The sequence below is a fragment of the Peribacillus kribbensis DSM 17871 genome (genome assembly GCF_000430765.1).
In the GTDB taxonomy this organism is placed as follows: Bacteria; Bacillota; Bacilli; order Bacillales; family DSM-1321; genus Paraperibacillus; species Paraperibacillus kribbensis.
On record NZ_KE387243.1, the window covers coordinates 63,617 to 78,381 of the forward strand.

The following is a 14,765-nucleotide window of genomic DNA, read 5'->3' on the forward strand; positions in this document are numbered from 1 at the left end:
AGGAATTTTATATGAAAATTGCTATTGCACAGCTTGCTCATGAAACAAATACCTTTTCAAATGTGCCAACGACAGTAAAATTATTTAAAAACTGGGAATGGGATCATAACGAGCGAATTATCGAAAGACATTTAGGAGTCGATGATTACGTTGGAGGGATGATTGATAAATGCAATCAACTTGGCATCGAAATCGCTCCCACCTTTTCCGCGTTTACAGGGCCGTCAGGAATGATCACGAAAGAGACCTATGAAACATTAGAGAAAGAGCTAATAACAAGCATCCAAAATGCAGGTGAAGTAGACGGAATTTGTCTAGCATTACATGGGGCTGGCGTTGCAGAAGGGATGGATGATTTAGAAGGGTCATTACTTAAAGCACTGCGAAAATCAATTGGATATGAGATTCCTATTGTTGTAACATTAGATTTGCATGCAAATCTAACTGATATAATGGTGCAAGAAGCAAATGCTCTTCTAGGCGTTAATTTTTATCCACATACGGACTCCCATGATAGAGGAAGGGAAGCCATTGGATTACTAGAACAAATCATTCAAGGTGAAATGGAGCCTGTCATACATCTGGAGAAGCTGCCGCTTATCATTCCGACCTCCACAACATACGCATCCCCAGCAAAGGAAATCAATGAGCAATGCTGGGAATGGGAAAAGGAACAGGGAGTAGTGGATTGCACGTTCTTCCACGGGTTCCCATATACGGATATTCCTGATGTAGGCGTTTCTGTCATCACAATCACAAACGGTAATTCTTCATTAGCGGAGAAAGTGGGGAAAGAAGTAGCCAAAACTATCTGGGATAAGAGGGAAGAGTTTCGACCTGACCTGCCAACTCCTGAGGAGGGTATCCAGCAGGCTTTAGCGAAACCTGGCTTTCCAATCGTCATCAATGAAACATCAGATAATCCAGGTGGAGGGACTCCAGGGGATGGTACCTTCTTATTAAAAGCTATGGTAGAAGCGAATGCTCCTAAGACATGCTTCGGATTTATTTACGATCCTGAAGTAGCAGAGTTGGCCCACCAAGCAGGGGTAGGGTCATATATAGAGGTGGAATTGGGAGGAAAAACAGATTTATTACACGGCCAACCCTTGTCTTTAAGAGTTTATGTTAAGAGTTTATCGGACGGTCAGTTTTTTCAATCTTCTCCGATGTGGCGTGGGATAAAAGTAAATCTAGGGAAATCTGCGAGATTACAAACCGGTAATGTAGATATCTTAGTTTGCTCAGTTAGAGCCCAAACCTTTGATGAGCAGGTTTTCTTACTTCATGGGATGGACGTAAAAGAATATAAAATTGTAGCGTTAAAATCAAGTCAGCACTTTAGAGCAGCCTTTCAGTCAATAGCAAAAGAAATTATTACCGTAGATTCACCAGGTTTAAGTACTTGTGATTTTTCGTCATTTGATTATAAACGAATTAATCGACCAATCTTCCCTTTAGATTCTGTTCACGATTATAAGAAACAGACATCAGAGGTATAACAGAAAATTTTTGATATGAGAGATGTGAAAGAGTAGGTGCCAATTCATTGACCATAACATCTTAGAAAGGAAGATCATAATATGGAACCTATCAAAGAAGTCATCCGCAAGAATTTTAATACGTTAACGAATCGTCAAAAAATTGTAGCTAAATTTATTTTGGACCATCCACAACAAATCGCTTTCCAAAAGGCAAAAGAAGTCGGTGAGTTGACATCAACCAGTGAGACTACGGTGATACGCCTTTGTTACGCGCTTGGATATACAGGATTTAGTCATTTGCAAAAGCAGATTCAAACAACTTTATTAGAGAATGGACAAACAGATCCATTAGGAAAGTATAGTGTATCAACTGGTGCTCTCAGTCAGAACAATGATGATCTTATCAAACAAATTAAAGAGCGGGATATTGCTTTTATAGAGAAAACGCTGGATTCTTTGAATGCAGAATTATATCAAAAAATTATCGATGCTATTCTGTATTCAAAAAATAGATGTGTCATTGGAATGAGAAGCTCGTATGCAGCAGCTAATTGGCTGGCGTTTAGTTTAAACATTGTGAAAGGTAACACCCATTTGTATAGAGGAGAAATTGACGACGCAATTTCTTTAATTTCAGACATGGACAAAGATAGCTTGGTTATTGCGTTTTCATTTCCGCGTTATGCGGAGGAGACTGTTTCGTTTGTCAAGGCCGCCAAGAAAAAGGGAGCGAAAATATTAGCTATAACGGATAACGAAATATCTCCCTTAGGATCATTAGCGGATATGTTGATTAAAGTTTACACGCCCTCTCCTGCAGGACTAAACGGGATGGCTACGATGTTTTCATTGCTGAATGTTATTGTATCTGGCGTCGCCTCATCCAAGTGGGAAGAGGTACAAAATAGAATTAATGACTATCAACAAACGAGCGAACAGTACTTTCCATTTTTTATGCAGGAGAAGGATTGATCCTCTAACATTAAATAGAGAAAGGGGCTATGACATGAATATAGATAAAGTGGAAATTTCTAGACTTAAAATGCCACTAAAAAACCAATTTGAGACCAGCTTTGGCCGTTTGACATATAAAGATTTTCTCGTAGTCAGTGTCCATAGCGGCGACTTTATAGGATATGCAGAAAGCGCTTCTCTTCCATATCCTATATATAATGAAGAAACCACAGGAACCGTCAGTTATATTCTTAAGGAATTTCTTATTCCTAAATTGTTCTCAGCTAAAAGCATCAAACATCCCACTGACATTCATGAACTCTTTATGCCAATCCGACGGAATAACATGGCTAAAGCTGTCCTTGATGGAGCGATTTGGGATTTATATTCAAAACAACAAGGTATTTCACTTGCAACCGCTCTTGGGGGTCATAAAAGTGAAATTGATGTAGGCGTCAGTATCGGTATCGAGGATACCGTCGAAAAAGTGCTCGAGAAAGTGGAGCAATTTATTGGAGAAGGTTACAAAAAAATTAAAATAAAAATTAAACCAGGTCATGATGTCGAAGTGATTCGTGCCATTCGGGAACAATTTAGCCCTAATATCCCGTTGATGGCAGATGCAAACTCAGCTTACTCATTAAATGATGTGAATATCCTTAAACAATTGGACCAGTTTAACCTTATTATGATTGAGCAGCCATTGTCTCACGATGACATTATTGATCATGCTAAGCTTCAAGAACAGCTGGCTACGCCAATTTGCCTGGATGAAAGTATTCATTCAGTGGAAGACGCTAGAAAAGCTATTGAACTAGGAAGTTGTAAAATTATAAATATTAAGGTTGGTCGTGTGGGCGGACTGACAGAAGCTAAAAAAATTCATGATTTATGTAAATCTCACAATATTCCGGTTTGGTGTGGGGGGATGCTTGAAGCTGGGATCGGACGTGCACATAATATTGCCCTTTCGTCGCTCGACAACTTTAGTATCCCTGGGGATACATCCGCTTCTGATCGTTATTGGGCTTATGATATCGTTACGCCAGAGGTCATGTTATCTCAACCAGGTAGGCTTCAAGTGCCGGACTCTCCCGGTATTGGCTATGAAATCAACGAAGCAGTATTGAATCAATATGTGATCGATAAAGAGTTATTTACAAAGGAATTGATATTGAAATAAAGAAATAGTAGAACTAATAAACAGGAGGGATAAAATGTTTGATTTCATTATAAAAGGTGGACAGGTTTTTGATGGTACAGAAAATCCATGGACGAAACTAGATATTGGTATTAAAAACGGGGTAATTTGTAAAATGGGTGATTTAAGTAATGAACAGGCTGCAACAGTGATAGATGCTAAGGGCTTGGCTGTTTCACCTGGATTTATCGATACGCATGTTCATTCTGATTTACTCTGTACCAAACCAGAAATCCATCATATAAAAGTATTACAAGGTGTTACCACTGAATTATTTGGACAGGATGGTATTTCTGTTGCGCCAGTATCTGAAGAAACCAAGCCTCTATGGCAAAAGCAGTTAAAAGGACTCAATGGAGATATTGGCGATTGGCCATGGAACACAATCGATGAATACCTTCATTTTTTGGAAAATTCAAAAATTGCAGGGAATGCGACATACTTGGTGCCACATGGGGCTGTACGGACACTTGTCATGGGCTTTGATGGACGTCCGGCGACAAAAGACGAAATGGATCAAATGCAACTCCTTGTGGAAGAGGGGATAAAGCAGGGAGCAGTAGGGGTATCTTCAGGTTTGGTGTATCCTCCCAATGTGTTTTCCAATAAAGAAGAGTTAATTGCTATCTGCAAAGGGGCAGCTAAATATGACGGCTGCTTTGTGGTTCACATTCGAAACGAGAGCAACCACTCCTTAGAAGCGTTGGATGAAGTCATTGATGTCGCCCGTCAATCAGGTGTTCGTCTTCATGTCTCTCATTTCAAAGTGGCAGGTAAAACAAATCGAGAAAAATTTGTAAAAGCACTTGAAAAAATGGACCAGGGCCGTAAGGAAGGAATTGAAATCACATTTGATCAATACCCGTATACAGCTGGATCAACTGTATTTCACGCTATTTTACCTCCTTGGATGCATGCAGGAGGAACTTCTGAACTGTTAGAAAAATTAACGGAACCGGAAATCCGAGAAAAAATAAAGCAAGAATTTAAGCATAATGAAGACTACGAAAACTGGGTCCTTACCTGTGGTTGGGAAAACATTATTATTTCTGCCGTTTCTACAGAAAAAAACCGCTGGGCCGAAGGCAAAAACATGATCGAAGTTGCTAAATTACTAAAAGAAGACCCTGCAGACGCAGCCTTTGATTTACTAATCGAGGAGAATGCGGGAATTACGATGGTGGTTCATTGGGGCGATGAGGGTGATGTAATTTATGGAATGCAACATCCGCTACAGATAGTGGGGTCGGACGGGATTTTTGGTGGGAAACCCCATCCTAGACTTTACGGAACATATCCACGTGTGTTAGGAAGATATGTGCGCGAAAAACATGCCCTTACACTCGAACAGGCCGTGCGTAGGATGACAGGGGCGCCTGCACAATTGCTTCGTTTAAAAGATAGAGGATTAATCCGAGAAAGTTATGCCGCGGACATTGTAGTGTTTGATCCCAAAACAGTGAATGACCAATCAACATACGAAAACCCACTAGAAGAGCCAGTTGGAATAATTTACGTCTTTGTAAATGGTCAGCTGGCCGTAAAAGAAGGCAAGTATATCGGTACTACCGCAGGAAAAGTGTTGCGACAGGAGAACAGTTATGCAAGCAAAGTTTATCTATAAGATTATAACTGAACTCGAACCACTGTCTGACATTGTTGAATTACAAAAAATAGTGTGGGGAGAAGAGGTAGTCACCTCTCTCCCACAAATGATGGCTGCCATTCACAACGGCGGGGTCGTGATTGGTGCATTTGAAAAGGAATCCAGTACACTAGTGGGATTTTGCTATGGATTTGCCGGATACAGTAATGTTAGAAAAAAGCCATATTTATGTTCTCATATGATGGCCATACACCCCCAATATCGAAATCAAGGAATCGGTAAGCAATTAAAATTAAAACAACGAGAGTGGGCAATTGAATATGGCTACGAAAAAATAATATGGACTTTTGACCCCCTTGAAGTTAAAAATGGATATCTTAACCTATCTAAACTGGGCGGATATGTAAAAACGTATATTGAAGCTTATTATGGTTACATGAATGATAAATTAAATAAAGATACACCCTCCGACAGATTCTTGGTGGAATGGGATCTTTTGTCTGAACCGGTGATATTTGCGATTGAGGAAACCCGCAACCAAGCCGAGTGGAAGAATTACGAAAAACTATCTGACATTAAGTTTGACGGTGAACATCCTATTCCTAGTGATGATTATAGATTGCAACAACATATTTCAGGTTATCTGATACCTATTCCAAAAGAGGTACGGCAAATGAAGGATGACGCACCTGAACTGTTCCAAGTGTGGCGATCATACACTCGCAATAAACTAAATGAAGCCCTTTCAAATGGCTATCATGTCACCGGGGTGATTCCGGAAGATCATATTGCGTATTACGTACTAGAAAGAAGTGATCCTTCTGCATAATACACAAACAAACATTAGTCTATCTAGAATCAAAGAATGGGTGAGGAATAACAACACTCTTCTGCTAGATACTTACGACAAATTACATGACTTGGCAGAAGTTAGTTGGAAGGAACAAAAAACGAGAGATTTCCTTTGTAAAGAACTAGATAAACTAGGTCTTCCATACGAAACGTACCCAAGTCATTGTGGAATAGTGGTTAAATGGAACAGCGGTACTCTTGGCCCAACTATCGCTTTACGGACGGACATGGATGCATTATGGCAGAATGTGGAAGGTGTATGGAAGGCAAACCATTCATGCGGGCATGACGCGCATATGACCATGGTTTTAAATACTCTTCGTTGTTTAAAGGAATTCAAATTCCAACCGAATAGTGGATGCCTAAAAATTATTTTCCAACCTGCTGAAGAGACAGGGAAAGGTGCTCAAGCAATCATAAAAGATGGAATAGTCGATGACGTGGATTTCTTGCTCGGTATTCATGTTAGACCGGTATTCGAACTTGGGATGGGGCAGGCATCCTCTGCTATTTACCATGGAGCTGCCACTCTTTTAAAAGGAAAAATTAAAGGGATACAATCCCATGGGTCAAGACCTAATCTGGGCATTAATGTGGTAGATTCCCTTGGGGCGATTATAAGTGCGGTTAATTCGGTTAAGGTTGATCCAACCTTACCAAGTTCAGCAAAAGTTACACAAGTGAAAGCCGGTGGGGAAAACATCAATGTTATTCCCGATGAAGCAGAGTTTAGTATCGATCTTAGAGCACAAACGAATAAGGCCATGGAAGCTTTAACAGAAAGTGTAATGAGAGCTGTTCAATATGCAGGGGAAGCCAATGGCGCTGAAGTACAACTTGAAATTCGTGCGCATATGGCAGCAGCAGAGAAAAGCCCTGATATGGAAGAAATAGTGGGAGAAGTGGTTCGCCAAATACTTGGTGAAAAATCACTTGTCCAACCTCCTGTTACACCGGGCGGGGAAGATTTTCATTTTTATACAAAGGAAAGACCTAATATTCAAGCAACGATGGTAGGGTTAGGTACAGGCCTAGAACCGGGTCTTCATCACCCAAATATGAAATTTAACTTAGCATCTTTGGGGAATGGCGTAGCTATTTTAACAGCCTCTGTCATTAAGTTATTTGAAAAAAAACGAGATAAACTAAAGGAGTATAAGAATGATAGAGTCTAAAATAAAAGAACTTGGATATGAGTTACCACCAGCACCAGCACCACTGGCCAATTATGTTACCATTAATCGTTCTGGAAACCTTCTTTTTACTTCTGGCTCCGGATGCTTTATCGATGGAAAGCCACTTTACCAAGGTAGGCTTGGAGAAGATATTTCTATCGAGCAAGGCTATGACGCGGCTAGAATTACTGCTTTAAATTTACTCAGTATAGTAAAGGAAGAGCTCGGGGATTTAAATAAAGTGAAAAAAGTAGTCAAACTACTCGGATTTGTAAGTTCTACATATGACTTTTATAATCATCCACAAGTAATCAATGGTGCTTCAGATCTTTTGGTAGAGGTTTTCGGGGAAAAGGGGAAGCACGCAAGGTCGGCTATAGGAACCGGTGTCCTTCCCTTGAATTTACCAGTTGAAATTGAGATGGTCCTAGAAATAGAAGAGTGAAAGATAAGTTACTTAAGGTACGATACGCGTTAAAAGAAAATTAAATGTTCAATCATAGAGGCTGCTTAAATTTTTGAGTAGCTTTTTTTGAGAGATAAGAAAGTATATAATTTTTTTCCATCACAGTCCTTGATACTGTGTTATTTTTTGTATGTAAGGCAATTTTTTATACGGTATTTTCCACACTTTTATAGGGTTTAAATGCAGGATATGCCCTATGTACCCTCCGCTCAATTAGCTGAGGATGAACAAATCGTATTGGAGTATGATGACACAGTCGGGATGGAAAGTGGGTATCCACACGCGAATAGCCAAAGGATTGTTTGCTGGTTTGTTCGCTCTTTCGCTTTCACTTTTTGGTCTGAGTCCCAATGAAGTCGTCTTAAAAGCGAGCACGGTTCCAACAGTGTTAAGTGGTGTGCTAAAAAGCCTTCCATGTACAAAACTATATCCTCTTCTAGAGTCGCTTCTGTCTGTTAGCGGATATAAGTATTGGATTGGCACCCGAGTGTTTTGAGACATTTGGTAAAGTAGAATAGAAGTCGCGACCAATTTTATATTCAAATAGCATGTTACTGGGAATCGCGCTCTGTAGAGGTTAGGGAAAACGGTTAGTTGGCTTGGTCTTCAATACAAACTCTTACTTGGTTTAGTTGGTCTGATTCCTGCAAGATTTAATTTCCAAGCGCACAAATCAGTTAAAGCCAAGACTAGGGCGTGCATTTTTATAAATCTCTTTTAAAATTGATGATTTAGCCATGCCGGCTTTTTCCACCTTTTTAAGAACAGAATAACAAAGGCATTTTTCACTATTTCAAATTTTTAGAAAATACTGTCATCATTTTAAATATTGTGATAACATAAATAATAAATACAGTATTACTTAAAAAATTACAGTCAGATATGAAACACAGTATTTGCTAAGAGTGCTGGAGGTTTTACTAGTGGAAGAAGAAGTATCAAAAAGGATCAAGGAATGGCGATTGGAAAGGAAGTTGACGTTGAAGGAGCTGAGTGAGAAAACGGGATTATCCGTCAGTTTTTTATCGCAGGTTGAACGAGGCTCATCTTCAATTGCTATTACGTCGCTAAAAAAGATAGCTGATGCAGTAGAGGTTCCAATAACCAGCTTTTTCGAGGATTATGCTAACAACAATTACATAGTTCGGGCACAAGAGCAAAAACCCTTTCGCTTGGAAGGATCAGGTGTGGTTTATACGAGATTAGGAGGGGAGTTTGCAGGGAGGACGGTAGAACCACTGTTGTTAACAATTCCTCCAGGTCAGCCTGGTGAAAAATCCACGAACCATCCTGGTGAAGAATTTTATTACGTTCTTGAAGGGGAACTTTATTTTGAGGTTGATGGAGAAGAGTACACTGTAAAATCAGGTGATTCTATTCATTTTCCATCCACATCTACACATTTTATGTCAAACCCTCTCAATCAAATTGCAAAGGTACTTTGTTTTGTCACACCGGTTATTTTTTAGAAAAGCAGTTATTTAAATAATCTATAAGGTGGTTAAAGTCATGAGAGTTGCAACTGATATTGGTGGAACATTTACGGATTTAGTTTATGTTGATCAGCAAGGGAAAATTGGCGTCGCTAAAAGCCATACTACTCCTCCGAACTTTGAACAAGGTGTGCTGGATGTCATCAGTGTTAGCGGTATTGGCACTGAACAGCTAGAAACGTTTATCCATGGTACGACCGTAATAATTAACGCCTTAACAGAGAGAAAAGGTGTAAAGACAGGCTTGATTACAACCAAAGGGTTTAGAGATGTGCTGGAAATCGCCCGTGGAAACCGACCAGATCTATTTAATATCCAATACGAAAAGCCTGCTCCTTTCGTTCCTCGTTATCTACGCCAGGAAGTTGAAGAGCGCTTGAATTACAAGGGAGAAGTCATCCAGCCTTTACATAAAGAAAGAATTGAAGAAATCGTTTCGTATTTTAAGAATGAAAAGGTAGAAGCTATTGCCGTTTCGTACCTTCATTCATACAGTAACCCTGTACATGAAATGGAAACGGTAAAGTTAATTCAAGAAATATGGCCTGAAGTCGCGGTTACAGCATCATATGAAGTAACAAGAGAGTGGCGGGAATATGAGCGGACAAGCACCACTGTTTTGAACTCTTATGTAAAACCAATCGCTTCATCGTATGTGGACCGCCTTGAAAATAAATTAAAAGAAATTGGAAACAAGTCTAATAAATATATCATGCAATCTAATGGCGGTACTACGACATTTGAACAATCCAAACAGACACCAATTAATATGGTAGAGTCGGGTCCGGTTGCAGGCATTTACGGCTCCGCTATACTCGGGAAGATCCTTGGAGAAGAAAACATCATAGCTTTTGATATTGGAGGAACAACGGCGAAATGTTCCCTGATTGACAAGGGTGAAGTAAAAGTAACAACAGAATACAACATTGAGCGCACCGACCGGACAGCGGGTTATCCAATTAAAGTACCGGTCGTCGACATTGTGGAAATTGGAAATGGCGGCGGTTCCATTGCATGGATCGACGACGGAGGTTCACTGCGTGTCGGCCCTCAATCTGCAGGTGCATTGCCTGGACCCATTGCCTATGGCAAAGGCGGAACTGAACCTACAACGACCGATGCGAATCTTGTGGTAGGCCGACTTTCTCCTGGGAATTTTGATAGCAATGTGGATATGGAACGAGTAAAAGGAGCCATCCATGAGAAGATTGCTTCGCATTTTGAAACGTCAGTTGATGAAGCGGCACTTGGCATCATCCGGATTGCCAATTCCAATATGCTGAATGCATTAAAGCTCATATCCGTTCGAAAAGGCTACGATCCACGTGATTTCGCACTAGTAGCCTTTGGTGGAGGGGGGTCTATGCATGCTCCTGCACTTGCGAAAGAACTTGGGGTAAGTAAGGTAATTGTTCCGGTTGCGGCTTCCGTCTTCTCAGCATGGGGAATGCTGATGACTGACTTGCGCCACGACTATATTCAAACTTATATTCGCCGCGTGGAAGCAATTAATTATAGCGAATTTAATGATATTTTAACCAGACAAGAGAAAGAAGCGTTTGCCCAATATGAAACGGAAGGAGTCAAGGAAGAAAACGTCCTGTTTTCACGCTACGTGGACCTCCGTTACGTAGGCCAGGAACATACCGTAAAAGTACCTGTTCCAAATGGTGAAATGAATCACGAGAGCATGCAGCGAGTCATTCAAGAATTCCATCAAACGCATGAAAGATTGTATACATTTAAGCTGGAAGAATCACCGACTGAAATCGTGAACCTTCACTTGATTGCCCTTGGTTCGGTTAAAAAACCAGAGCTTGCTAGGATTGAGAGTAATGGTCTTTCCGTGGAGGATGCTTTAAAGGAAGTAAGGCCTGTTTTGTACGAGGAAAATGGATGGATTAACACTAAGGTATATGACAGAGCGAAGCTCAATCCGGAAGCTAAAATTGCTGGGCCGGCTATTGTGGAAGAACCAACAGCCTCGACCGTTGTTTATCCTGGTCAAACCGTAACCGTAGACGTCTATGGAAACTTAATCATTGAGATGGGAGTGTAATAGCATGGTAAAAACAGTTGCTTCAAAGGTAGATCCATTTACATTAGACATTGTTAAGGACTCTCTAGTCGCCATTGGGGAAGAGATGTTCTATGCTCTTGCACGAACATCGATGAGTCCCATTATCTATGAAGTATTAGACTATGCGAGTGGGCTGACCGATCCAAAAGGGCAGTTGCTTACCCAGGGGAACGGGGTAACAGGGTTTATCGGTATGCTTTCCTTCATGGTTCGCGAAACATTGCAGCGCTACAACAAAACAGGGGATTTAAAACCAGGTGACATTTTCCTCATTAATGATCCTTATGGTGGAGGCGGCTCCCACCTTTGTGATGTTGGCTTAGTTATGCCAATCTTTTACAAAGGAGAACTAGTAGCTTTTTCTGCTAATAAAGCTCATTGGACTGAAGTTGGAGGAAAAGACGCTGGTTCTATGTCTACAGATTCAACTGAAATCTACCAGGAGGGTCTGCAGTTCCCATGTGTGAAAATTTATGATGAAGGTAAATTGAACCAGGCAGTTGTGGATATTATAGGTGCAAATGTGCGCTTCCCTGATCTTTCATTAGGGGATCTTTGGGCACAAGTAGCGGCTTTGAAAACCGGAGAAAGACGCGTTCAGGAACTATGTGAGAAGTATAGCAGGGACATCGTGGTGAACTCCATCCATCACCTTTTGGACCATGGGGAGCAATTAGCGCTCAAGTCTCTTAAAGAATTGCCGCAGGGTATTTATGAAGCAGTCGATTTCATAGATGATGATGGCATTCAAGACGGGCCTTTCAGAGTCCAGGTAAAGGTAGAGATCACGGAAAATGAATTCATATGCGATTTCAGGGGCAGCCATCCACAGGTTACAGGATCGATCAACACTTCGTTAACCGGTTTGGTGTCAGCTGTCCGTACGGTTTATCTCGCGATTACGAATCCTTCCCAGGATGTGAATGATGGATCTTTCCGCCCGCTTAAGGTTCTTACAGATGAAGGTTCCATATTCAATGCGGTGCGGCCTGCGCCTGTTTCGATGTATTGGGAGTCCATGCTATTTGGAACTGACCTGGTTTGGAAAGCACTGGCGCCTGTCGTGCCTCACCGTTTGTCTGCAGGACACTTCTTATCGGTGTGTGTCGCCATTCTTTCCGGGCAGCATCAGGATACGAACGAACGATTCTTGATTGTCGAGCCTTCCGTTGGCGGCTGGGGTGGAGCTAAGGGGTCAGATGGAGCTTCTGCCCAATTCTGTATCCTGGATGGTGAAACATTCAATATCCCTGTTGAAGTGTGTGAAACCAGAAATGGCGTGTTAGTCGATGAGTATAGCTTATACACCGACGGGGCCGGTGCAGGTGAGTTCCGCGGCGGGCATGGAGTGGTACGCTCATACCAGGCACTTACGAACAATCAAGTATTTACTGCCTCTTTCGGACGGCATAAATATAACGTGTGGGGAGCAGAGGGAGGAAAAGACGGCTCTACCAATTATTTTGAGATTGTGAAAGCAAGTGGAGAAGTAGACGGTCCGTTTGGCAAGTACAACCAGTATCCTTTAAATAAACATGATGTTGCGCGTCTTGTAACAGCAACAGGAGGAGGTTACGGGGATCCGATAAACCGGCCTGTTGAAAAAGTTGTGGACGATGTCAAAAATGAATACATCACTGCCGAACAAGCTGAACGTGATTATGGCGTTATACTTGACCCTGATACATTTGAAATAAAAAATTACACACCAGAACGTCAAGCTAAGGAGGCGAGATGAATGGAAGTAGTTAAAGTAAAGGATGTAGCTGAAGACAACCGACCGGGAATCACCATGAAGACCCTATTCAATGAAGCGGTGATTGAAGGCGGCCGAACCTTGATGGGCACTGTTTCCATCCCACCGGGAGCCCGGATTCCCATTGAAGGAACGGGTGCTCATGAAGAGGATGAATACGGGCTTGTGTTAAAAGGGTCGATTGTGACACGAAGCGGAGAAAAAGAATACCGGGTTTCATCCGGTGAGGCTACGTTCATCCCTCGTGGAGAGGAACATTGGGCTTACAATGATGGAACAGAAGATTGCGAGATTGTATGGATTTTGGTTAAACGATAATAGAAAACTAAGCTTATTTTTCTTATATTTGCATACGTAGATTTTTCAGCTAGAAGAGGCTGACTCATATGAGGTCTGACTTCCTCTGTACACACGATATATACAGCAGCTATTTTGCATTAAATTGTTTGCCATATATATACGGTTCGTGCGAGAGGGGCAATCCTTTTATATGGGTCAGTTTTTTATATGAATACATATTTGAATTTCATATGGAGGGTTAAGAGTGACATATCAAAAACGAATTGAAAAAGTGCAACATCTATTGGATGAAAGGAATATAGAGGCTGCTGTCATCACGGCTCCTGCAAATTTCTTCTATTTTAGCGGTACATGGCTCGACTCTCATGAAAGATTACAAGCAGTCGTTATTCCGAAGCTTGGTAAACCGGTAATGATTGTACATGAAATGTCCAAAGAAGAAATTGAACTAGATGGACCTTTCGACACCGTCTTTTGGAAAGACGGAGACCCATCACTTAAGATTCTAGCAAAAGTACTGCCAGAAGCAGGGCTTGTTTCTGTCGACAATCTGTGGCCGAGTCAAAACTTACTGGCCCTGATGAAGCTTTGTAACCAAGTAACGTTTGTAGACAGTACAGAGGTGATAGGAAAAGCGAGAATTACTAAGGACGAGCAGGAAGTGGACCTATTGGAAGCATCCGGACAGGTTGCTGATACCGTAATGAAAAAAATCATCAACTTTATCAAGCCCGGTATGACCGAAAAACAAGTTGCCGATGAAATGAAGCGTCTCTTTGCGGATTACGGAGTGGATGATTTATCTTTCAGTCCAATTGTGGGTGCTGGACGAAACGGCGCTATTCCCCATCATCAATCGGATGACACCATGATTGATGATGGCGATATGGTAGTCATCGATATGGGTGGCATTAAAGACCACTATTGTTCCGATATGACCAGAACTGTGCTGGTTGGCGGGGAAGCCACAAAAGAAATGCAAAAAGTTTATGACATCGTTAGACGCGCACAGGAGGAAGCGGTAAAGGCGGTTCGTCCTGGAGTTCCGTTAAAGGAGATCGACCTTACAGCAAGGAATGTCATCACCAAGGAAGGTTACGGCGACTATTTTACCCACCGAACCGGGCATGGATTAGGAATCGAAGTTCATGAAGAGCCTTTTGTGACAAACAATAATGAGCAGATCCTTGAAGAAGGCATGGTCATCAGTATTGAACCCGGTGTTTATTTGAGCGGTCAATTCGGTGTAAGGATTGAGGATATAGTTGTGGTCACATCAACGGGAAGTAAAAGGCTCAATCATGTAACCCGTGACCTGATCAATACAGTAAGCGGGGCCGCTATCCTAGTCTAGGGGGTAAGTATTAAGTACACCGTTACAGGATGGTAATCAATATG

The 14,765-nt window shown here is 41.5% G+C and carries 12 protein-coding genes; all 12 read left to right on the forward strand.

Annotated features, from left to right (window positions below; genetic code table 11):
• Window positions 1–11 precede the first annotated feature (11 nt).
• The 12 genes from H539_RS0124105 to H539_RS0124160 all read left to right on the forward strand — a co-directional run bounded on the left by H539_RS0124105 (window position 12) and on the right by H539_RS0124160 (window position 14,721).
• Window positions 12–1,502, forward strand: coding sequence for a M81 family metallopeptidase (locus H539_RS0124105; protein WP_026695644.1), 1,491 nt, complete (start codon window positions 12–14; stop codon window positions 1,500–1,502).
• An 81-nt stretch (window positions 1,503–1,583) separates the two neighbouring features.
• Entirely contained in the window at window positions 1,584–2,456 is an 873-nt protein-coding gene (locus tag H539_RS0124110) for a MurR/RpiR family transcriptional regulator (RefSeq protein ID WP_026695645.1), read from the forward strand.
• 34 nt (window positions 2,457–2,490) lie between these two features.
• Window positions 2,491–3,621, forward strand: coding sequence for an o-succinylbenzoate synthase (gene menC / locus H539_RS0124115; RefSeq protein WP_026695646.1), 1,131 nt, complete (start codon window positions 2,491–2,493; stop codon window positions 3,619–3,621).
• Window positions 3,622–3,655: 34 nt separating this feature from the next.
• Window positions 3,656–5,263: an N-acyl-D-amino-acid deacylase family protein gene (locus H539_RS0124120; RefSeq protein WP_026695647.1), complete on the forward strand. Its 1,608-nt coding sequence runs from the start codon at window positions 3,656–3,658 to the stop codon at window positions 5,261–5,263.
• Window positions 5,241–6,074 (forward strand): GNAT family N-acetyltransferase, encoded by an 834-nt coding sequence (locus tag H539_RS29635; protein ID WP_035324008.1) that lies wholly within the window; start codon window positions 5,241–5,243, stop codon window positions 6,072–6,074. Before H539_RS0124120 ends, H539_RS29635 begins: the two co-directional genes overlap by 23 nt.
• Window positions 6,075–6,114: 40 nt before the next feature.
• Entirely contained in the window at window positions 6,115–7,272 is a 1,158-nt protein-coding gene (locus H539_RS29640) for a M20 peptidase aminoacylase family protein (protein WP_245602252.1), read from the forward strand.
• Window positions 7,259–7,717 (forward strand): RidA family protein, encoded by a 459-nt coding sequence (locus H539_RS0124135; RefSeq protein ID WP_035324012.1) that lies wholly within the window; start codon window positions 7,259–7,261, stop codon window positions 7,715–7,717. The genes H539_RS29640 and H539_RS0124135 overlap by 14 nt, the downstream gene beginning before the upstream one ends.
• 944 nt (window positions 7,718–8,661) lie before the next feature.
• Entirely contained in the window at window positions 8,662–9,207 is a 546-nt protein-coding gene (locus H539_RS0124140) for a helix-turn-helix domain-containing protein (protein ID WP_026695649.1), read from the forward strand.
• A 40-nt stretch (window positions 9,208–9,247) separates the two neighbouring features.
• Window positions 9,248–11,290 carry a hydantoinase/oxoprolinase family protein gene (locus H539_RS0124145; protein WP_026695650.1) on the forward strand — a complete coding sequence of 681 codons (2,043 nt, stop codon included), beginning with the start codon at window positions 9,248–9,250 and terminating at the stop codon, window positions 11,288–11,290.
• Window positions 11,291–11,294: 4 nt separating this feature from the next.
• Window positions 11,295–13,049 (forward strand): hydantoinase B/oxoprolinase family protein, encoded by a 1,755-nt coding sequence (locus tag H539_RS0124150; RefSeq protein WP_026695651.1) that lies wholly within the window; start codon window positions 11,295–11,297, stop codon window positions 13,047–13,049.
• On the forward strand, window positions 13,050–13,385 hold the full coding sequence (locus H539_RS0124155) for a cupin domain-containing protein (protein WP_026695652.1): 336 nt from the start codon (window positions 13,050–13,052) through the stop codon (window positions 13,383–13,385).
• Window positions 13,386–13,611: 226 nt separating this feature from the next.
• Window positions 13,612–14,721 (forward strand): M24 family metallopeptidase, encoded by a 1,110-nt coding sequence (locus H539_RS0124160; RefSeq protein WP_026695653.1) that lies wholly within the window; start codon window positions 13,612–13,614, stop codon window positions 14,719–14,721.
• Window positions 14,722–14,765: the final 44 nt, after the last annotated feature.

Bases quoted from the DNA above. Each gene is read 5' to 3' on its own strand.
- H539_RS0124105 (WP_026695644.1), top strand. From the start codon at position 12: ATGAAAATTGCTATTGCACAGCTTGCTCATGAAACAAATACCTTTTCA.
- H539_RS0124110 (WP_026695645.1), top strand. From the start codon at position 1,584: ATGGAACCTATCAAAGAAGTCATCCGCAAGAATTTTAATACGTTAACG.
- menC (WP_026695646.1), top strand. From the start codon at position 2,491: ATGAATATAGATAAAGTGGAAATTTCTAGACTTAAAATGCCACTAAAA.
- H539_RS0124120 (WP_026695647.1), top strand. From the start codon at position 3,656: ATGTTTGATTTCATTATAAAAGGTGGACAGGTTTTTGATGGTACAGAA.
- H539_RS29635 (WP_035324008.1), top strand. From the start codon at position 5,241: ATGCAAGCAAAGTTTATCTATAAGATTATAACTGAACTCGAACCACTG.
- H539_RS0124135 (WP_035324012.1), top strand. From the start codon at position 7,259: ATGATAGAGTCTAAAATAAAAGAACTTGGATATGAGTTACCACCAGCA.
- H539_RS0124145 (WP_026695650.1), top strand. From the start codon at position 9,248: ATGAGAGTTGCAACTGATATTGGTGGAACATTTACGGATTTAGTTTAT.
- H539_RS0124150 (WP_026695651.1), top strand. From the start codon at position 11,295: ATGGTAAAAACAGTTGCTTCAAAGGTAGATCCATTTACATTAGACATT.
- H539_RS0124155 (WP_026695652.1), top strand. From the start codon at position 13,050: ATGGAAGTAGTTAAAGTAAAGGATGTAGCTGAAGACAACCGACCGGGA.